General features: G+C 44.5%; 19 protein-coding genes and 1 tRNA gene. All 20 read left to right on the top strand.

What is annotated here, in order from left to right; translation table 11 throughout:
• Window positions 1–84: 84 nt before the first annotated feature.
• The 20 genes from coaBC (at window position 85) to rpsJ (ending at window position 21,217) form a co-directional block, all read left to right on the top strand.
• The gene (gene coaBC, locus FKV42_RS09865) at window positions 85–1,332 is read left to right on the top strand and encodes a bifunctional phosphopantothenoylcysteine decarboxylase/phosphopantothenate--cysteine ligase CoaBC (RefSeq protein WP_154810035.1); all 1,248 of its coding nucleotides are present in this window, start codon (window positions 85–87) and stop codon (window positions 1,330–1,332) included.
• A complete protein-coding gene (locus FKV42_RS09860) occupies window positions 1,332–2,225 on the top strand; it encodes a pantoate kinase (protein ID WP_154810034.1) in 894 nt (297 codons plus the stop codon). The genes coaBC and FKV42_RS09860 overlap by 1 nt, the downstream gene beginning before the upstream one ends.
• A gap of 65 nt (window positions 2,226–2,290) precedes the next feature.
• The gene (locus FKV42_RS09855; protein ID WP_154810033.1) at window positions 2,291–3,235 is read left to right on the top strand and encodes a prohibitin family protein; all 945 of its coding nucleotides are present in this window, start codon (window positions 2,291–2,293) and stop codon (window positions 3,233–3,235) included.
• A gap of 32 nt (window positions 3,236–3,267) precedes the next feature.
• The gene (locus tag FKV42_RS09850) at window positions 3,268–4,038 is read left to right on the top strand and encodes a 4-phosphopantoate--beta-alanine ligase (RefSeq protein ID WP_154810032.1); all 771 of its coding nucleotides are present in this window, start codon (window positions 3,268–3,270) and stop codon (window positions 4,036–4,038) included.
• The gene (locus tag FKV42_RS09845; RefSeq protein ID WP_154810031.1) at window positions 4,029–4,670 is read left to right on the top strand and encodes an HD domain-containing protein; all 642 of its coding nucleotides are present in this window, start codon (window positions 4,029–4,031) and stop codon (window positions 4,668–4,670) included. The genes FKV42_RS09850 and FKV42_RS09845 overlap by 10 nt, the downstream gene beginning before the upstream one ends.
• Window positions 4,670–5,968, top strand: a complete 1,299-nt coding sequence (locus FKV42_RS09840; protein ID WP_154810030.1) for an amidohydrolase family protein — start codon at window positions 4,670–4,672, stop codon at window positions 5,966–5,968. The genes FKV42_RS09845 and FKV42_RS09840 overlap by 1 nt, the downstream gene beginning before the upstream one ends.
• Before the next feature lie 87 nt (window positions 5,969–6,055).
• Window positions 6,056–7,291, top strand: coding sequence for an adenosylhomocysteinase (locus FKV42_RS09835; protein WP_154810029.1), 1,236 nt, complete (start codon window positions 6,056–6,058; stop codon window positions 7,289–7,291).
• Window positions 7,292–7,676: 385 nt separating this feature from the next.
• A tRNA-Lys gene (locus FKV42_RS09830) sits at window positions 7,677–7,753 on the top strand.
• Between the two features lie 50 nt (window positions 7,754–7,803).
• Window positions 7,804–8,040: a DNA-directed RNA polymerase subunit H gene (locus tag FKV42_RS09825; RefSeq protein WP_154810028.1), complete on the top strand. Its 237-nt coding sequence runs from the start codon at window positions 7,804–7,806 to the stop codon at window positions 8,038–8,040.
• Window positions 8,041–8,133: 93 nt separating this feature from the next.
• Window positions 8,134–9,756: a DNA-directed RNA polymerase subunit B'' gene (locus tag FKV42_RS09820; protein WP_154810027.1), complete on the top strand. Its 1,623-nt coding sequence runs from the start codon at window positions 8,134–8,136 to the stop codon at window positions 9,754–9,756.
• Window positions 9,749–11,563, top strand: a complete 1,815-nt coding sequence (gene rpoB, locus FKV42_RS09815; protein WP_154810026.1) for a DNA-directed RNA polymerase subunit B — start codon at window positions 9,749–9,751, stop codon at window positions 11,561–11,563. The genes FKV42_RS09820 and rpoB overlap by 8 nt, the downstream gene beginning before the upstream one ends.
• Before the next feature lie 13 nt (window positions 11,564–11,576).
• Window positions 11,577–14,222, top strand: a complete 2,646-nt coding sequence (locus tag FKV42_RS09810; protein WP_154810025.1) for a DNA-directed RNA polymerase subunit A' — start codon at window positions 11,577–11,579, stop codon at window positions 14,220–14,222.
• Window position 14,223: 1 nt separating this feature from the next.
• Window positions 14,224–15,366: a DNA-directed RNA polymerase subunit A'' gene (gene rpoA2 / locus FKV42_RS09805; protein ID WP_154810024.1), complete on the top strand. Its 1,143-nt coding sequence runs from the start codon at window positions 14,224–14,226 to the stop codon at window positions 15,364–15,366.
• A 104-nt stretch (window positions 15,367–15,470) separates the two neighbouring features.
• Window positions 15,471–15,758, top strand: coding sequence for a 50S ribosomal protein L30e (locus FKV42_RS09800; protein ID WP_154810023.1), 288 nt, complete (start codon window positions 15,471–15,473; stop codon window positions 15,756–15,758).
• A 14-nt stretch (window positions 15,759–15,772) separates the two neighbouring features.
• The gene (locus FKV42_RS09795; protein ID WP_154810022.1) at window positions 15,773–16,198 is read left to right on the top strand and encodes a NusA-like transcription termination signal-binding factor; all 426 of its coding nucleotides are present in this window, start codon (window positions 15,773–15,775) and stop codon (window positions 16,196–16,198) included.
• A gap of 51 nt (window positions 16,199–16,249) precedes the next feature.
• Complete coding sequence (locus FKV42_RS09790; RefSeq protein WP_154810021.1) at window positions 16,250–16,678, top strand: 30S ribosomal protein S12; 429 nt, start codon at window positions 16,250–16,252, stop codon at window positions 16,676–16,678.
• A complete protein-coding gene (locus FKV42_RS09785) occupies window positions 16,675–17,244 on the top strand; it encodes a 30S ribosomal protein S7 (RefSeq protein ID WP_154810020.1) in 570 nt (189 codons plus the stop codon). Before FKV42_RS09790 ends, FKV42_RS09785 begins: the two co-directional genes overlap by 4 nt.
• A gap of 32 nt (window positions 17,245–17,276) precedes the next feature.
• Window positions 17,277–19,475 carry an elongation factor EF-2 gene (locus FKV42_RS09780; protein WP_154810019.1) on the top strand — a complete coding sequence of 733 codons (2,199 nt, stop codon included), beginning with the start codon at window positions 17,277–17,279 and terminating at the stop codon, window positions 19,473–19,475.
• A gap of 125 nt (window positions 19,476–19,600) precedes the next feature.
• Complete coding sequence (gene tuf / locus FKV42_RS09775) at window positions 19,601–20,869, top strand: translation elongation factor EF-1 subunit alpha (RefSeq protein ID WP_154810018.1); 1,269 nt, start codon at window positions 19,601–19,603, stop codon at window positions 20,867–20,869.
• A 36-nt stretch (window positions 20,870–20,905) separates the two neighbouring features.
• Window positions 20,906–21,217, top strand: coding sequence for a 30S ribosomal protein S10 (gene rpsJ / locus FKV42_RS09770; protein WP_015052947.1), 312 nt, complete (start codon window positions 20,906–20,908; stop codon window positions 21,215–21,217).
• Window positions 21,218–21,425: the final 208 nt, after the last annotated feature.

Genomic DNA, 21,425 nt, shown 5'->3' with positions numbered 1-21,425 from the left:
GTGTAAAGTGCATTTTCCACGTATGAATAACTGCCACCCCTTTTAAATACTAAAATCCACTTATTCATCAAATAAGGACAGAATATGCCTCAAATTCCAAACGAACACCCGACACTCTGGATAAAATCCACAAAATCCGAATCGCTTAAAGGCAAGACCATCGTTCTTGCGGTCACTGGTAGTATTGCTGCTGTAAGGACAGTGGAATTTGCACGTGAATTCATCCGCAGGGGAGCAGAAGTCTATGCAGTAATGAGCGAGGCTGCCGGGTGGATAATAAACCCAATGGCCCTGCATTATGCAACCGGAAACGAGGTCATCACAGCTATAACCGGAAAGGTGGAACATGTGGAGTTCTTTGGAAATCTTGGCAGGGCAGACCTTTTGCTTATCGCCCCTGCAACAGCCAATACACTTGGAAAGATAGCAGCAGGGATAGATGATACTCCTGTGACAACCTTTGCAACCACTGCCATCGGTGCAGGTAAACCTGTAATGATAGTGCCTGCAATGCACGAGGATATGTACAACCATCCAGCTGTCATGGAGAACATTGAGAAGATGAAAGGCTGGGGAATCAGCTTCATTGGACCAAAGATTGAGGAAGGAATTGCAAAGATAGCCGGAAATGATGATATTGTGCTTGAGGTTGAAAGAGAAATCGGGAAAAGAACACTCTGCCGGAAAAAGATACTCATCACAAGCGGGTCTACGGCAGAACCTATTGATCCGATAAGAATTCTTACTAACAGAGCTTCCGGGAAAACCGGGGACAAGCTGGCCCTTGAAGCTTATAGAAGAGGAGCCGAAGTTACCATAGTTCACAGGAACAAACTTGGAGTTTCAGGTATCAATGAGATCTATGCTGAAACTGCAGACCAGATGACGGATGCAGTACTTGGCGAACTTGCAAAGGGTTATGATATGCTAATAAGTTCTGCAGCTATTGCAGATTATACACTGGATGCAAGTAAGCAGAAGATAAAATCCGGAGAAGAAGGACTTAAACTTTCTTTGAGGAACACACGCAAGCTCATCAAAGAAGCAAGGCAGGCATACCCGCAGGTGAAGATAGTCGGGTTCAAGGCTGAAGCTGGCGTGGATACAGAAAAGCTGCTCAAAAGAGCAAGACAAACTCTTGAAACCTCCGGGATTGATATGATTGTTGCCAACGAAGTCAGCAAAGAGGGTATGGGGACGGACAACAATAGTATTACTATATTATACTCCGGCAACAAGGATAATATCAGTATAGAAGGGTCCAAAAGTCTTATTGCAAATGTCCTGATGGATGAGATTGCAGATATGCTGACATCAAAAGGCGAAAAATAATGCGATTCGAATCTGTCGATGATACTCTAACAGCCAGAGCTTTTGCACCGGCCCATATTACAGGTTTTTTTCAGATACACGACCATAAAGACCCTATGAAGAAAGGGTCAACAGGTTGTGGAGTTGTACTTGATGGCGGAGTTTATACCACTGTTACTGCAGGGAAAGAGATTGATAAAACCGAGATATTCCTCAATGATGAAAAGGTAGCCGGAGACACCAACAGAACAGTTATTGAGTTCATGACAGAGGTTCCTGTAAAAGTGGAAAGTATTTCAGATATACCAATCGGATGCGGATTTGGAGCATCAGGAGCAGGAGCACTTGGAACGGCGTATGCACTGAACCATGCTTTATCGCTGGAATATACACCCATCCAGCTCAATGATATTGCACACATTGCAGAAATCAAAAATGGAAGTGGACTGGGAGATGTCATTGGGCAGGTACATGGCGGAATTCCAATCCGAAAAACACCGGGAGCACCTTCAATAGCTCAAATTGAGCATATCCCGACAGTAGAAAATGAGGTATGCTGTGTAGTTCTTGGAGAACTATCCACCAGCTCTGTGCTTGGAAATTCGGAAATGGCAAAGAATATCAACATGGCAGGCGAAAAAGCTATGAAAAAGCTTATTGAAAAGCCTACAATTGACAATTTCATGCATTGCTCCAGGGAATTCGCCATTAATTGCGGACTTGCCAGAGGAAAGGTAAGAGAGGTTATAGAAGCCGCTGATGAAGCAGGAGTTGTAGCTTCACAGGCAATGCTTGGCAATGCAGTATTTTCAATACCTTCAACAACATGTGTTTCTGAACTTGTTGATGTTTTCTCTGAATTCGGGGAAGTGCTGCGCTTCAGGATAAGAACTGGAAGCGTCAAAATAATCTGAGCGAAAATATATTATCAATTCCACCTGATATTGTACACTTGGAATTAGTTATTGGAGATGTTTTTATGGTCGTTGAAGGTGAATGGGAACCCGAGTCTCCTAAAAAGGTACCGGAATTCCCAATAAGTGAAATAGCCCCTATTCTTGGCAAGATAGGACGCGGAGTAGTAATTATATTCGTTATATTGATCGTATTTTCAATTTTGTTCGGTTCAATCTTTGTATCTATCGGAGCGGGAGAGGTTGGCGTGAAGTTCAACCAGTTCGGTGGCGTGGAAGAAGATGAACTCGGTGAAGGATTGCATATTGTACCTCCATGGGTCAGCGTTACGAAATACTCTGTAAGAAGTGAAACATACACCATGAGTGGAGTTGAAGATGAAGGTCAGATAGAAGGAGATGACCAAATCAAAGCCCTCACAGTTGAGGGCCTTACCGTAGGACTTGATATAACAGTCAGGTACAGACTTCTGGCAGATGAAGTAAGTGAAATCCACCAGAACCTTGGTACAAATTATGCTGAGAAGATTATACGCCCTACTATAAGATCGTCCATCAGGGAAGTAGTTTCCACAAAGACAGCACTGCAGGTATATGGAGAGGAAAGAGAAGTAGTTGCAGGTGAAATGCTCACTAATATTGCAACTGCCCTTGAAAGTGACGGCATAATCGTGGAAGAAGTACTTGTCAGAAATGTAGTACTTCCTACAAGAGTTGCTGAAGCAATTGAAGCAAAACTTCAGGCAGACCAGGACGCTCAGAGAATGGTATTTGTTAAGCAGAAAGAACAGCTTGAAGCTGAAAGAAAGATTATTGAAGCAAACGGTATTGCCAATGCGACTATCGCTCAGGCATACGGTGAAGCTGAAGCACTAAGGATCATCAACGAGCAACTGGCAAAGAACCCTGACCTCATCAACTATAAGTACATACAGATGTTGCAGGGACAGGATATACAGACAATGCTTGTGCCAACTGACCAGGGAATAATACTGGATGCAAGCAACTAAAATAATTAAATATAAAGGAGAAAACGGACTGAATGACAGACATCCCTAAAGATCACCCCAGGTATGAATCCCTCATCACCAGGGAAAGAATAGTTGAAGGCGTAAACATCGGAATCACAAGCAAACAGGGACTTGTGGCGCAGGGACGCGGTGAAGCCTTCGATTACATTATAGGGGAAAAGACCACAAAGTCAGCAGCCATTGCCGAAAGGGCAGCGGTTGCCAATCTCCTTCTTGCAGAGAATGCAATCATATCTGTGAACGGTAATACCGCTGCGCTTGTGCCGGATCTTATGGCAGCTCTTGCAGACGTAACAGGAGCAAGACTGGAAGTGAACCTTTTCCATAGAAGTGATGCCAGAGTGCATAAGATCATAGACCACCTGAAAGCACACGGTGCTGGTGTTGTCCTTGGAGGAAAAGGAGATAAGAGACTTGACCTTTCACACGACAGGGCTATTGTTGATGAGGAAGGCATATTCAGTGCGGATGTTGTTTTGGTTCCTCTCGAAGATGGAGACAGGTGCCAGAAACTCGTGGAAATGGGTAAGACTGTCATTACCATTGACCTGAACCCACTCTCCAGAACTGCACTAACAGCAAACATCACCATAGTGGATAATGTTACCAGAGCTCTCAGGAATATGATCCAGTTCACAAAAGAAATGAAAACTCATAGCAAGGATGCGCTTCAGGAAGTTGTTGATTCATACAACAACGATGTTACCATTTCCGATGCTCTTTACACCATGCAGGAAAACCTGAAGAATAAAGCAGAGGAGAAAGGGCTTACATGTGTCTAATTGAGAACACAAGGAAATTCGTATCTCAGGTACTGGAAAATGAACCAAGTACACATGATATGTCACATATCGAAAGGGTTGAAAATACCTGCATGAGAATTCAGCAGAAGGAAGGTGGAGACTTACAGGTCATCCGCCTTGCAGCACTTCTTCATGATGTAGGCATTGTGAGAGAACACAAAGAAGGCGGCAACCACGCTGAATATAGTGCTGAGATTGCACGTGATTTTCTTGCAGAGAATGATGCTGAAGCAGAACTCATCAGCCATGTGACATCATGTATCCTGACCCATCGCTTCAGCCGTGGGATGAAGGCAGAGACCGTCGAGGCTCAAATCCTTCAGGACGCAGACAGGATTGATGCACTGGGTGCTGTTGGAATTTTCAGGTCATTAGTTTCAATGGGAGCCTTAAGGGCTTTGAAAGAGACAATCGGGACAGTAAAGGAAACTTCCATGAATGCTTACACAGAAGATCCTTTTGACGGGTTCTACGATTACATGGAAAGAAAACCTTTTAAAATACCTGAAAGACTTAATACACAAACAGCTAAAGATATTGCAGAACAGAGACTGGCAATTATGCGCAAATATCTGGAAGAGCTTAAAGAAGAGACATCAGGAGAGAGATAATGGCGGATCTTATCATAAAGAATGCTTATATCCTCACAATGGACCCGGAAGCAGGTGATATTGAGAACGGAGTCGTTGTTGTAGAGGACGGTAAAATAAAGGAAGTCGGGACTTCCACAGAATGCACTGCTGAGAAAGTCATCGATGCAAAGGGCTCAGTCCTTATGCCGGGACTTGTTAACACTCACTGTCATGCAGGAATGACAATATTCAGAGGCTACGCTGATGACATGCAGCTTCAGGACTGGCTTGAGAATCACATCTGGCCTGCCGAAGCTAAACTTACTGACGAAGATATCTATGCAGGTACAAAACTGGCATGTCTTGAAATGATACGTTCCGGAACCATTGCTTTTGCTGACATGTACATCCATGAGAACAAGGTTGCTCAGGCCGTAGATGAAGCAGGAATCCGTGCAGCACTTTCCTACGGGATGATAGATTTCGGAGACAAGGAAAAGGCTGACAGGGAACTTGAAGTTGGCAGTGCTTTTGTCAAAGAGTGGAACGGGAAAGCCAGTGGCAGGATAAGCACCATGTATGGTCCGCACGCACCCAACACCTGTTCAAGGGATTTCCTTATCAGAGTTAAAGAGCAGGCTGTAAAGGACAATGTGAAATTACATATCCATGTACTTGAGACCGAAGCCGAACTCAACTATATGAAAGAGAACTTTGGCATGTGCTCAATTCATTTCCTCAAGGGAATTGATTTCTGGGGAACTGATGTTCTTGCAGCACACTGTGTATGGCTCTCTGATGGGGACATAAAGATACTTGCAGAATATGGCGTGAACATTTCCCATAACCCTAACAGTAACATGAAACTCGCTTCCGGCATATGTCCTGTGGCTAAACTCATTGATGCAGGAGCAAATGTATGTCTTGGAACCGATGGCTGTGCTTCTAACAACAACCTTGACATGTTTGAGGAAATGAGATCAGCAGCTCTTTTGCAGAAAGTCAGCACCATGGACCCGACCGCACTTCCTGCACGTAAGGTACTTGAGATGGCAACCATCAACGGTGCAAAGGCCCTTGGAATTAACAGTGGAATGTTGAAAGAAGGTTACAATGCCGACATGATTATTGTTGACATGAACAAAGCTCATCTTGCACCAGTCTATGATGTTGCTTCACATCTGGTCTATGCTGCAAGTGGCAAGGATGTCAGCGCTACCATTGCTGATGGAAAGGTGCTCATGGAAGATGGAAAAGTCCTTTCTATGAATGAACAGGAAGTCATTGACACAGCCATAAAGAGTTCAAAAGACCTCCTTGGAAGAATTGGAAACTAAGAAACAAAGGCTCATACTTATATTAGATGTATAATAATCAGGAAGATATCCTATTATCAAATTATATTTTCAAATTGGAGATAAAAGATGACTGATACTGAAATGTTAGAATCCGGAAATATGAAGATCGACTGGGTTCTTAACCACATGCCTGTTCTCAACATCATCAGAGAACAGTTTGCAAAGGAAAAACCTCTTGCAGGTCACAAAGTTGCAATGGCACTTCACGTCGAAGCAAAGACAGCAGCTCTTGTGGAAACTCTTGCAATCGGAGGAGCTGAAGTAGCAATTACAGGATGCAATCCTCTGAGTACACAGGATGATGTGTCCATGGCTTTACACAACAAGGACAACATCCAGTGTTTTGCAAAATATGACTGCTGCAACGAGGAATATTACGAGGCTATTGACAAGGTTCTTGACTTTAAACCTGACATCACAATTGATGACGGTGCTGATCTTATTTTCAAGCTTCACACAGAACGTACAGACCTTCTGCCAGAGATTCTTGGCGGCTGTGAGGAAACTACAACAGGTATTCACAGACTCAAGGCAATGGAACGTGATGGCGCACTTAAGATGCCGGTTATTGCAGTAAATGATGCAATGACAAAGTTCCTCTTTGACAACCGATATGGAACCGGACAATCCTCATGGGACGGTATCATGAGAACAACAAACCTTCTTGTAGCAGGTAAGAATGTTGTTATCGGCGGATACGGCTGGTGTGGAAAAGGTGCGGCAATGCGCGCAAAGGGTCTTGGAGCAAACGTAATTGTAACTGAGGTAGACCCTATAAGAGCACTGGAAGCCCGCATGGATGGTAACAGTGTAATGCCTATGAAAGAAGCTGCAAAGATCGCTGACATGGTCCTTACAACCACGGGTAACAGAGATATCCTGAAAAGAGAAGACTTTGAGGTTATAAAAGATGGTGCAATCCTTGCAAATGCAGGTCACTTCAATGTTGAGATTAACCTTGAAGACCTCAAGGCAATGGCAGGTTCTGTCAGAACTGTAAGAAATAACATCAAGGAATACAAGATTGGTGAAAAACGTGTTTACGTGCTTGCTGACGGAAGACTTGTAAACCTTGCAGCAGGTGACGGACACCCTGCAGAAGTCATGGATATGAGCTTTGCAAACCAGGCACTCTGTGTCAGATACATTGCAGAGAACAAGCTTTCTAATGGAGTACATGCTGTACCACAGGAACTTGATGTTGGCGTTGCTGAAATGAAACTCATGTCAATGGGCATAAGCATTGACAAGCTTTCTGATGAACAGGAAGCATATATGGCAGGCTGGGAAACCGGAACATAAACCTGTCATTTACTTTTTTCTTTATTAAACCCTAAAACACATAAGAAGAGAGATGCTAACCGAAGGTGTCGAGATTTTGTTGCTACATTGAGTACTGGTAATATCAATAAATGTATCCGGAGTTGCCTGTGGCAAGGGAGAAATTAACCGCATTAGTTAGCTACTTTGTAAAAAGAAAGAATAATAGCATATAAACATTCGGTCTAAGATTTAATTAAGAATACATTAATAAATAAGATATAAGTAATAGTAAGTAATAGGATGCCATAGAAGTTCGAACGCAACGAGGAAGCACGAAACATTTATATCCTATAAGTGCTTTTATCCACCGCTACACCGAAGTCGATGAACGTGAAGCAGCCTCAGCAAATCCACCCAACATATTGGGCTCGTAGCTCAGTCAGGCAGAGCGTCTGGCTTTTAACCAGACGGCCTAGGGTTCAAATCCCTACGAGCCCGCCATCACTTTGCAAGAGTGTTCACGTTCACATTTTTGAGGGAGGAGTAATATATTGAGAAAATTTAGCCTGCTCGACCATCAGTTGATCCCTAAACATGAGATTATGTTGGAAGATGAACTTAAATCTGTTTTAAAGCAATATGCCATAGAGAAGGAACAGCTACCAAAGATAAAGGTTGTTGATCCTGTAATTCAGGAAATTGGAGCACAGGTTGGGGACGTCGTAAAGATTACACGTATCAGCCAGACCGCCGACGAAGCATTCTACTATCGACTTGTCATCGCTTGAATGCGATATTCACATTATTCAGACAGGGCTTTTTTGCAATAAACATAATAATCACATAAAGAAGGTGCTATCATAGCGTTAACCAAAGGACAGATCCCACGTTCGTTTTTCACGAAAGATAAGATCGTACAGCATCACATAGATTCATACAATAAGTTTCTGGAGACAGGTCTTCAAAAAATCATTGATGAACAGAAGATTATCGAGACCGACCTTGAAGACACATACATCAAACTGGGCAATATCCGCGTTGAGAATCCCGTTGTAAAGGAAGCGGACGGAGCTATCGAAAACCTCTATCCTAACGAAGCAAGGCTCAGAAACCTTTCCTATTCCGCACCACTCTACCTCCAGATGAGTGTTGTGGAAAACGATGAGGAAAAAGAACCACAGGAAGCAAAGATCGGGCAGCTTCCAGTCATGATTAAATCAGACATCTGCAACCTCACTGAACTTGGCGAGGAAGAGATGGTCAAATACGGTGAAGATCCACTTGACCCGGGAGGATATTTCATCATCAACGGTACCGAGCGTGTGGTCATGACACTGGAAGACCTTGCCCCTAACAAGATCCTCACTGAATTTGGAGAAAGGTACGGAGACATCATCGAAGTCTCAAAGGTATTCTCACAGAGAAGAGGTTACAGGGCACTCGTAGTCGTAGAGAGAGGAAGAAAATCACTTCTGGAAGTATCATTCCCATCTATTTCAGGCCGTCTTAGCTTTATTACACTTATGAGAGCACTTGGCGTGGAGACTGACGAGGAACTCGTAAAGGCAGTATCCACTGATCCTGAGATCATGAAATTCATGTTCGAGAACCTTGAAGAAGCAGAAGTCGACAACATTGAAGATGCAATGGAGAAGATCGGTTCAAGGGTCGCTTCCGGACAGGCAAGGGACTACCAGATCAAACGTGCAAACTACGTCATTGACAGATATCTTTTACCACACCTTGGAAATGAGCCACATGACAGGGCAGCAAAGGCAAACTTCCTTGGAAGAATGGCGGAGTCATGTTTTGAGCTGGCACTTGGAAGGCGTAATCCGGATGATAAGGACCACTACTCCAACAAGAGACTCAAGCTCACTGGTGACCTTATGGAAGACCTGTTCAGGGTTGCATTCAACAGGCTCTCAAGAGACATAAAATACCAGCTTGAAAGAGCAAACATGAGAAACCGTGAGCTTAACGTTATCACACTTGTGAGGGCAGACGTGCTTACGGACAGGCTCCAGCACCCACTTGCAACAGGTAACTGGGTAGGCGGAAGGACTGGTGTATCACAACTGCTTGACAGGACTGATTATATCTCAACACTATCTCACCTAAGACGTGTTATTTCCCCACTCTCAAGAGCTCAGCCGCACTTCGAGGCTCGTGATCTGCACCCTACACAATGGGGCAGACTTTGTCCATCGGAGACACCAGAAGGTCCTAACTGTGGTCTTGTGAAGAACTTTGCACAGATGGTAGAGCTTTCCACAGGTACAGATGAAGAGAAGAAGATAAAGAACATCCTTTACGACCTTGGCGTAGTGAAGACGGTTCTTAATTCATCCCTGAAAGCACTTCCGGAATATGATGAGGAACTTGACGACTATCTGGAAGATCTGGAAGTCAAAAACGTAGTAGAAGAAGAAAAACCTGAACCTATTGGGTACACGAACTATTCAGAATCATTAGATGACATGGGAGGACTTCTCGATGAATGAAACTAAAGTTTTCCTCAACGGAGAACTTGTAGGAACCCACTCAGACCCTGCTGAACTGGTAGAGAATATCAGAGAGCAACGCAGGTCAGGAATGATGTCAGGACAGATCAACGTTACTTATTATGAAGACATACGTGAAGTTCTGATCAACACCGACATGGGTCGTGCAAGGAGACCACTGATTATTGTAAAGAACGGAGAATCACTTGTCAGTGATGAGGAGATTGAACTCCTTGCAGAAGGCAAAATGGGATATTCCGAACTTACGAAGGCAGGAAAAATAGAGTACCTTGACTCTGAAGAAGAAGAGAATGCATTCATTGCTCTTTACAAGGACGATATCACAGAGAACCACACTCACCTTGAGATCAACCCGGGACTTATGCTCGGAATATGTACCGGAATGGTACCATATCCTGAACACAATGCATCCCCACGTAACACAATGGGTGCGGCAATGGTCAAGCAGTGTATCGGTGTTTCAACATCAAATACCAAACTCAGACCAGACACACGTGCACACCTTTTGCATTATCCACAGCGTGCAATGGTGAGGACACAAACCTGTGAATCAATTCATTTCGATGACAGACCAGCAGGCCAAAACTTCGTTGTAGCGGTCATGTCCTACGAAGGACACAATATTGAAGATGCACTGGTTTTCAACAAGGGTTCAATCGAGAGAGGACTTGGAAGAAGCCACTTCCTCAGGACATTCGAGGGTGAAGAAAGACGCTACCCTGGTGGACAGGAAGACAAATTCGAGATTCCTGACTCCGAATTCAGAGGTGCACGTAGCCCTGAGGCATATGCAAACCTTGACATTGACGGTCTTGTAAACCCTGAAACAAGAGTAGGTCCAAACGACGTACTTATAGGAAAGACCAGTCCACCACGTTTCCTTGAAGAACAGTCCGACTTCGGTATCACCGTTGAGCAGCGCAGAGAAAGTGCAATAACAATGCGTTCCAACGAGAAGGGAGTCGTTGACACAGTCATTCTTACAGAATCCATTAACGGAACACGTCTTGCAAAGGTCAAGATAAGAGACCAGAGGATTCCTGAAATTGGTGACAAGTTCGCTTCCAGACACGGACAGAAAGGAGTTATCGGACTTATCGTACCATTTGCTGACATGCCATTTACAGAGAAAGGAATGGTACCTGACCTTGTAATCAACCCACACGCAATTCCTTCACGTATGACTGTCGGTCACGTGCTTGAGATGATTGGTGGAAAAGTTGGATCAATGGAAGGAAGGAGAGTTAACGCAACTGCATTCTCCGGAGAAAATGAAGATGATCTCCGTGCAGCTCTCAAGACCCATGGATTTGCACATACAGGAAAGGAAGTCTTCTTTGATGGTGTTACCGGAAAGAAGATCCAGGCTGATGTGTTTGTAGGAGTTATCCTTTACCAGAAACTGCACCACATGGTAGCATCAAAGATGCATGCAAGGTCTCGTGGACCTGTACAGGTGCTTACAAGGCAGCCAACAGAAGGTCGTGCCCGTGAAGGAGGTCTGCGTTTCGGAGAAATGGAGCGTGATGTGCTTATCGGCCACGGTGCTGCAATGACACTGAAGGAAAGACTGCTCGATGAGTCTGACAAAGTAGTAGAACTTGTGTGCGGACACTGCGGAATGGTAGCCACTTTCGACAGGAAGAGGAACGTCAGATACTGCTCCAACTGTGGAGCTGAAACCGATATCCACCCTGTTGAGATGAGTTACGCATTCAAACTTCTGCTTGATGAAATCAAATCCCTTGGTGTAGCTCCAAGACTGCAACTAGAGGATGCCGTATAAGGGGTGACTTAAAATGAACAATGATATTCCATCAATTCCAAAAAGAGTAGGTGCAATCAAATTCGGCCTTATCTCGCCACGTGAAGTAAGGAAAATGAGTGTCACCGCCATCATTACCGCAGACACCTATGACGATGACGGTTATCCTATTGACATGGGTCTAATGGACCTTCGTCTCGGAGTTATCGACCCTGGTCTTAAGTGTAAGACCTGTGGCAGCCGTGCAGGAGAATGTCCGGGACACTTTGGACACATTGATCTTGTAGCACCCGTAATTCACGTTGGTTTTAACAAGACGATACGCAAGACACTGCGTTCAGTCTGCCGCAACTGTAGCAGACTTCTCCTTGACGCAAGTAAGAAACAAGAGTTCCTTGACCAGTTGAACACCTGCAAGGAAATGGGACACCTTCCTGACAATATCATCAACGAAGTATTCAAGGAAGCGCGTAAGTCAAAGACATGCCCATACTGCTCAACCGAACAACTTGAGATCAAGTTCGAAAAACCAAGTGACTACATCGAGGACGGCCACAAGCTCACTCCAACCGAGATCCGTGACCGTTTCGAGAACATCCCTGATGAGGATGTAAAGGTTCTTGGCATGGATCCTGCAAGTGCAAGGCCGGAATGGATGATCCTTACAGTACTTCCGGTTCCACCGGTAACTGTCAGACCTTCAATTACACTTGAATCCGGTCAGCGCAGTGAAGATGACCTGACCCACAAGCTTGTAGATATTATTAGAATTAACCAGAGATTCCAGGAGAACAGGGACGCAGGTGCACCACAGCTCATTATTGAGGACCTGTGGGAATTGCTCCAATACCATGTCACAACATTCTTCGACAACGAAGTATCAGGCGTACCTCCTGCAAGACACAGATCAGGAAGACCACTCAAAACCCTCACACAACGTCTTAAGGGTAAAGAAGGACGTTTCAGAGGAAGTCTTTCCGGTAAGCGTGTCAATTTCTCAGCACGTACCGTCGTTTCCCCGGATCCAAACCTTAGTATTAACGAGGTGGGCGTACCTTTCGCAATTGCCATGCATATGACAATTCCTGAAAAGGTCACCACAAGGAATCTGGAACTTCTCCGTATGTACGTACAGCGTGGAAATGGAGTTCACCCCGGTGCAAATTACGCAATTCGTGATGATGGAAGACGTATCAGGATTTCCGAAACTAACAAGGAAGAACTTGCAGAGAAGATAGAAGTCGGATGGACCGTTGAAAGGCAACTCATGGACGGAGACATTGTTCTCTTTAACAGGCAGCCTTCACTTCACAAAATGAGTATTATGGCCCACAGGGTAAAGGTACTCCCATTCAAGACATTCAGACTCAACCCGGCAGTATGCCCACCATACAACGCTGACTTTGACGGTGACGAAATGAACATGCACGTTCTTCAGACCGAAGAGTCAAGGGCAGAAGCCAGTATCCTCATGCAGGTACAGGAAAACATCCTGTCTCCACGTTTCGGAGGACCAATTATTGGTGGTATACACGACCACATTTCAGGTCTTTTCCTTCTTACAAGAAATGAGAACAGGATCACAAAGAACGCAGCTCTTGAACTTCTCAGGAAATCAGATATAAGGGATCTGCCAGAGCCTGCAAGCTACTCCGAAGAGGGAGAGCCACTGTGGAATGGAAAGCAGATCTTCAGTCAGATCCTTCCAAAAGGACTATACCTAGAATTCCCTGCACAGGCTTGTTTCAAGTGTGATACATGTAAGAAGAAAGACTGTGAATATGATGCTTATGTAGTCATAGAAGATGGAGAAATGCTCCAGGGTACCATTGACGAACAGGCAATTGGTGCTTTCAAAGGTAAGGTTCTCGATAAGGTAATGAAGGAATACGGATCAGAGGCTGGTGCCAAGTTCGTAGATGACTTTACAAGACTTGCAATTCGTGGTGTGATGAAGACCGGCCTTAGTTTCGGTATTAGTGATGAAGATATACCAGTCACCGCAAAGGTGCAGATCGGTAATCTCCTGAATGAAGCTGAAGCCAGAGTACAGAAGCTCATTGAAGCTTACGAGGCAAAGGAACTTGAACCATTGCCAGGACGTACACTTGATGAAACCATTGAAATGAAGATCATGCAGGAACTCGGTAAGGCCAGGGACCAGACCGGTAACATTGCTGGTAAACAGCTTGGTCTTGAGAACTCTGCGGTGCTCATGGCAAAGTCTGGAGCAAGAGGTTCAATGCTTAACCTTACTCAGATGGCTGCTTGTGTCGGACAACAGGCAGTTCGTGGTGAAAGGATCAGAAGAGGTTATGCAGGAAGGACACTCCCACACTTTGACAAGGGTGACCTTGGTGCAGATGCTCACGGGTTCGTGAAGGCAAGTTATAAGAGCGGACTGAACCCAACCGAATACTTCTTCCACGCAATTGGTGGTCGTGAAGGTCTTGTAGATACTGCAGTTCGTACATCCCAGTCAGGTTACCTGCAGAGGAGACTTGTTAACGCATTGCAGGATCTTGAGGTCCAGTACGATGGCTCCGTAAGGGAAACACGTGGAGTTATTGTCCAGTTCAAGTACGGCGAAGATGGAATTGATTCCACAAAGAGTGACTATAGTAAACCTGAAGCGATCCATCGTATCGTCAGGAGAGTCACCGGTAAGGAGGTGAACTAAAATGACGATAAGTGAAGCTACTATTGATGCAATGATCTCAGGGCTCGATCTGCCAAAGAACATCATGAAGACCTTAAAGAGTGACGTGATGAAAGTCGGAGTCACAAAGAAAGAGCTCGAAGATATTATTGAACAGGTTATGAAAAGCTATGATTATGCATGCGTGGAGCCCTGTGAAGCAGTGGGTGTTGTTTCAGCACAATCCATTGGTGAACCGGGTACCCAGATGACCATGCGTACTTTCCACTATGCGGGTGTCGCTGAAATTAACGTTACCCTTGGTCTGCCACGTCTTATTGAGATTGTGGATGCAAGGAAAACACCAAGTACACCAATGATGACAATCGCACTGGAAGAAGAGTACGCACATGACAGAGATAAAGCACGCAGACTTGCATGGGAGATTGAGGCTACTCATATCGAACACCTTGCAGATATCACAACTGACCTTGCGAACATGCAGCTAATTATCGATTTGCATGAGAAAACACTTAACTACAGAGTACTGACTCCTGATGAGATTGCTGACAAACTTCGCGAGGAACTGGACGTAATGGTGAATATTTCAGATAGTGTTGCAAACCAGATTATTGTTACACCTAACGCACCATCATACCGTGAACTGCTCCAGCTTGCAAAGAACATACACTCAATTACCCTGAAAGGAATTGAAGGTATCAAGAGAGTAGTTATCAGAAAAGATGGTGAAGAATACACCCTTTATACTGAAGGGTCACAGCTTAAGAATGTTCTCCAGATCGAAGGTGTCGATGTTACAAGAACATCCACCAACAACATTGGTGAAATCTATGATGTATTTGGAATCGAAGCTGCAAGGAACTCAATCATCACTGAAGCTACCAATACCCTGTCAGAACAGGGTCTTACTGTTGATATCAGACACATAATGCTTGTATCTGACATCATGTGCTGTGATGGAGAAGTAAAGCAGATCGGAAGACATGGTATTTCTGGAGAGAAAGCCAGTGTATTCGCTCGTGCAGCTTTTGAAGTTACCGTTAACCACTTGCTTGATGCAGGAATGCGCGGAGATCGTGACGAGCTAAACGGTGTTACTGAGAACATCATTGTAGGACAGCCTATAAAACTTGGAACAGGAGATGTACATCTCATTACAAAATAATGCTTCATTATATAGAAGTATATAAAGAACAACCAGAAAGTAAATATACGGAATCACTTATTAATACAAATCTCAAACTGACGTTATAAATGAGTTGATATAAAATGGATATTAACATTGACAAAGCACTTATCAAAGTGATCAGAACCGGAAAGGTGATCATTGGGTCAAACAGGACCATTGATGCTGCTGTTAGCAATGACGCTAAAATGGTAGTAATCGCTGCAAACTGTCCTGCCGATGTAAGAGCCAAGATTGAAAGCACAAACGTACCGATACTCAACTACCCAGGCACAGGAACAGAACTTGGTCCTGCTTGCGGAAAACCATATATCATCGCTGCAATGGCAATCATTGACAGCGGAGAGTCTGATATTCTGGCTGCCGCTTAAAGGAGTTGCGATATTTGGGCGAGATCAAGTTATCCACTGAAGGTATCCGATACATCGCATTATTTGAAAAATTAACCGGCGCGACGGTCAAAGATTGTATAATCGATGACTGTAGGATAATATATGTGATAAAAGCAGGCGACATGGGTGCTGCTATCGGAAGAAAGGGAGAGCACATCAACCGTATGAAAAATACAGTGGATAAACAGATTGATCTTGTCGAATATTCGGACGAACCCGATGTATTCATCAAAAATGCATTTAGTCCGGTAACTGTCAAATCAGTGAACATCACTAGCAGAAACAATAAACGATTAGCTTATGTAGAAGTGTCTAATAAAGACAAGGGTCTTGCCATAGGACGTAATGGGAAAAACATTGAAAAGGTCAAACTTGTCGCAAAGAGACATCACGACATAGACGACGTAATACTGCAGTGATCGTTCGAATAATATCATACTCATCAAAGACATAATTGGAGGACATAATATATGCCAAATGGAAAATTTGCAGCTCACACTATCAAGCGTATGCGAAAAGACGCAAGATGGAAGGACTCTCGCTATAACAGGCGTGCACTTGGTCTTGACATAAAAGCAGACCCACTCAGTGGTGCACCTCAAGGCAGAGGTATCGTACTGGAGAAAGTAGGTGTAGAGGCTAAGCAGCCAAACTCAGCAATAAGGAAATGTGTAAGAATTCAGTTGATCAAGAATGGTCGCCAGGTGTCAGCTTTCTGCCCTGGAGACGGAGCTATCAACTTTATTGACGAGCACGACGAAGTTACAGTAGAAAGAATTGGTGGCCGCATGGGTGGTGCAATGGGAGATATTCCCGGAGTACGCTTTAAGGTTACCGCTGTGAACAACGTATCATTAAACGAGATGGTCATTGGCCGTAAAGAGAAACCAAGGAGATAATCCATATGTATAAATTATTCGGAAAATGGGATCTCAGTGAGGTAGAGGTTGCTGACCAGGGAATCAGAAGGTACGTTAATCTCGACCCAGTAATTATCCCACATACAAATGGTAAGCATGCAAGACAGCAGTTCAACAAATCAGACATCTGCATTGTTGAAAGGCTTGTCAACAACGTCATGCGCAACGAGCAGAACACAGGAAAGAAGCAGAGAGCAATGATGATTGTCTCTGAAGCTTTCGATGTCATTAACAAGAGAACACAGAAGAACCCTGTACAGGTACTTGTAGAAGCTATTGCAAATGCAGGCCCAAGGGAAGAAGTTGTCAGACTTAAGTACGGCGGAATATCCGTACCAAAGGCAGTCGACACAGCTCCACAGAGACGTGTTGACACCGCACTCAGATATATCACAAAGGGTGCAAACCAGGCAGCTTTCAAGTCCAAGAGAAGTGCAGCAGATTGTCTTGCAGCAGAACTTATTGCAGCATCAAACCGCGATGCAAAATGCTTCTCAATCAACAGGAAAGATGCAAAGGAAAGAGTCGCAAAGGCAGCACGTTAACGCTGTACAATTATTAAGTAAGGGTAATTAATATGGCAAAAGATAAAATGGTCGACCGTGTGGCAGGCATCATGGGAACACCAGAGATGATCCGTAACATTGGTATTGTTGCGCACATCGACCACGGTAAAACAACATTATCAGACAACCTTCTTGCAGGTGCCGGCATGCTCTCTAAAGAGCTTGCAGGTAACGCATGCTGGACAGACTCTGATGAAGAAGAACAGGAAAGAGGTATTACAATTGATTCTGCAAACGTTTCAATGGTCCACGAATACGATGGCAAGGAATATCTCATCAACCTTATCGACACACCAGGTCACGTAGACTTTGGTGGTGACGTTACACGTGCAATGCGTGCAGTAGACGGTGCAGTAGTGGTAATTGATGCTGTAGAAGGTACAATGCCACAGACAGAGACCGTTCTCAGGCAGGCACTCAAGGAACATGTCAAGCCAGTTCTTTTCATTAACAAAGTTGACCGTCTCATCAACGAGCTTCAGGTCGACGGACAGGAAATGCAGATCAGACTCGGAAAACTCATCGACCACGTAAACAAGCTCATCAAAGGTATGAACGAAGAGCGTTACAAGGCAGGATGGAGAGTTGATGCAGCAGAGGGTACTGTTGCTTTCGGTTCAGCTCTGTACAACTGGGCTATCAGTGTACCAATGATGCAGAAGACCGGAGTCAGTTTCCAGCAGATTTATGATTACAATAAATCAGATGATCCAAATAGCATAAGGGAACTTGCAGACAAGTGCCCACTTCATGAAGTTTTGAACGACATGGTAATCAGGTTCCTTCCATCACCACTTCAAGCACAGGAAGGAAGGATTGGCGCTATCTGGCACGGAGACAAGACTTCTCCAATCTACAAATCAATGATCAATGCAGATCCTAAAGCAGACCTTGCTTTCATGGTAACTGACATTACCATGGACCCACATGCAGGTGAAGTTGCAACCGGAAGGTTATTCAGTGGATCACTTGAGCGTGGAATGGAAGTTTTCGTATCCGGTACATCCAGAAAGAACAGAATTCAGCAAGTTGGTGTTTTCATGGGTCCAAAGAGACTCGAAGTGGAGAACATCCCTGCTGGAAACATTGCAGCTGTAACCGGACTTAGAGATGCTATTGTAGGTTCAACTGTAACAACCCTTGAAGGCATGGAACCTTTCGAGAGTATTACCCATGCAAGTGAGCCTGTAGTTACTGTTGCAGTAGAAGCAAAGCACATGAAGGACCTTCCAAAGCTTGTTGAAGTATTGAGACAGGTTGCAAAGGAAGACCCAACACTCAAGATCACACTTGACGAAGAAACCGGTGAGCACTTGATGGCCGGTATGGGTGAACTCCACCTTGAAGTCATTGCACACAGAATAGAGCGTGATAAGGGTGTAGAGATCACAACCACACCACCTATCGTAGTATACCGTGAAACCATCCGTGGCGGTGCAGGACCTGTAGAAGGTAAGTCACCAAACAGACACAACAGGTTCTATGTTGAGATCGAGCCACTCGAGGAAGGAGTCAGAGACCTTATCAAAGCTGGTGAGATTTCCATGCGTATGCCTGAAGTCGAGCGCAGAGAAAAGCTCATGGAAGCAGGTATGGACAAAGATGAAGCAAAGGGTATCGTAGATATCTTCGAGAGCAATATTTACCTTGACATGACAAAGGGTATCCAGCACCTCAATGAAACCATGGAACTTATCCTTGAGGGATTCCACGAAGTAATGAAGGGCGGACCTCTTTCAAAGGAACCATGTATGGGTGTAAAGGTCAGACTCGTTGACGCAAAGCTGCACGAAGATGCTGTACACAGAGGACCAGCACAGGTAATACCTGCATCAAGACAGGGTATCCAGGCAGCAATGCTCATGGCAGATGACACACTTCTTGAACCATACCAGAAGGTATTCATTCAGGTACCACAGGATCAGATGGGCGGTGCAACCAAGGAAATCCAGGGTCGCCGTGGAATCATTATCAATATGACCTCTGAAGGTGACATGACCATCATCGAGTCCAGGGCACCAGTATCCGAACTCTTCGGATTTGCAGGAGACATCAGATCCGCAACAGAAGGACGTGCAATGTGGAGCACAGAATTTGCAGGATTTGACACACTTCCAGCAAACATGACAGCAGAGATTGTATGCGGCATCAGAGAAAGGAAAGGACTTAAGAAGGAACTTCCACAGGCATCTGACTACCTTAGCATGTAATCATCACAGGAATTTGCAGGATTTGTACTGCAAAATCCTATTTCGTCAGAAAGGTTTAAACGTAAAAAGACCTATTATGGCAAATCAAACTGATATATTGATATTAAACTAAAGGAGATATGAAAATGGCAGCTGAGAAACCACACATGAACTTAGCAGTTATCGGTCACGTTGACCACGGCAAATCAACATTTGTCGGAAGATTGATGTTCGAGACAGGAGCAGTACCTGCTCACCTTATCGAAAAATACAGAGCTGAAGCAAAAGAGAAAGGTAAAGAATCATTTGCTTTCGCATGGGTTATGGACTCACTCAAGGAAGAGCGTGAGAGAGGAGTAACCATCGACATCTCCCACAAGAGATTCGATACAGACAAGTACTACTTCACAGTAGTAGACTGTCCAGGTCACCGTGACTTCGTAAAGAACATGATCACCGGTGCATCCCAGGCAGATGCAGCAGTTCTTGTCGTAGCAGCACCTGATGGTGTAATGGCACAGACAAAGGAACACGTTTTCCTTTCAAGAACACTTGGTATCAACCAGCTTATCGTCGCTGTAAACAAGATGGATGCAGCTGACTACAGCGAAGACAGATACAACCAGGTAAAGAAAGATGTAAGCCAGCTTCTCGGTATGGTAGGATTCAAGGCAGACGATATTCCATTCGTGCCAACATCCGCATTCGAGGGTGACAACATCACAAAGTCAAGTGAGAACACACCATGGTACACTGGCCCATCACTTCTTGACTGCCTCAACGAGCTTAAGTTGCCAGAGAAACCAGACACACTTCCACTCCGTATCCCTGTACAGGATGCATACACGATCTCCGGTATCGGAACCGTACCAGTAGGTAGGGTAGAGACCGGAATCATGAAGAAGGGTGACAATGTAATATTCAACCCAAGTGGTGTAGCTGGTGAAGTAAAGTCAATCGAGATGCACCACGAAGAAGTTCCACAGGCTGTCCCTGGAGACAACATCGGATGGAACGTAAGAGGTGTAGGTAAGAACGACGTACGCAGAGGAGATGTCTGTGGTCCAACATCAAACCCACCATCCGTAGCAGACGAGTTCACAGGACAGATTGTAGTCCTTCAGCACCCATCCGCAATCACAGCAGGATACACCCCAGTATTCCACTGCCACACCACCCAGACCGCATGTACTCTCATGTCCATTGACAAGAAGCTTGATCCAAAGACAGGCCAGGTCAAGGAAGAGAATGCAGCATTCATCAAGGCCGGTGACGCAGCAATCGTAACCATCAAGCCAACCAGACCAATGGTAATTGAACCTGTAAAGGAAATCCCACAGCTCGGTAGATTCGCTATCCGTGATATGGGTATGACCATTGCTGCTGGCATGTGCATGAGTGTCAAACAGAAGTAAGACACTCCAATTTTCCTTTTTTAGGAGAAGAGTAACATGTCACAGAAAGCAAGAATAAGATTATCAGGAATCAGTCCTGTAAACCTTGATGGTGTTTGCGATCAGGTAAAAGCTATTGCAGACAGAACAGGTGTAAGTATCTCAGGACCAGTTCCACTACCAACTAAAAAAATGGTAGTACCTGTCCGTAAAAGTCCAAGTGGTGACGGAACCGCAACATGGGATCACTGGGAAATGCGTGTACACAAGAGACTCATCGACATTGCAGCAGATGAGCGCGCACTCAGGCAGCTCATGCGTATCCAGGTACCAAAGGACATCAACATTGAGATAGTACTCCAGAACTAAAAACTATAGTTATTGCTTATCAATAACTATAACCTTTAAGTTACAGGTTACATCTGTAACCTACTCTACTTCTTAACTTTCATATAGCCAGCCAGTGCTGGCTATGAAAGATTCACAGACAGAACTGCTGAAAAATATCTTTTTTGATAGGTTCTTCCATTTACTTATATACTACTGAAGAAAAGTATCAGTACCGTAAAATATATCT

The organism is Methanolobus vulcani, from assembly GCF_006546655.1.
Lineage (GTDB): Archaea > Halobacteriota > Methanosarcinia > Methanosarcinales > Methanosarcinaceae > Methanolobus > Methanolobus vulcani_A.
The sequence above is the reverse complement of the archived record's forward strand: the minus strand, read 5'-3'. Positions and strand labels throughout refer to the sequence as shown.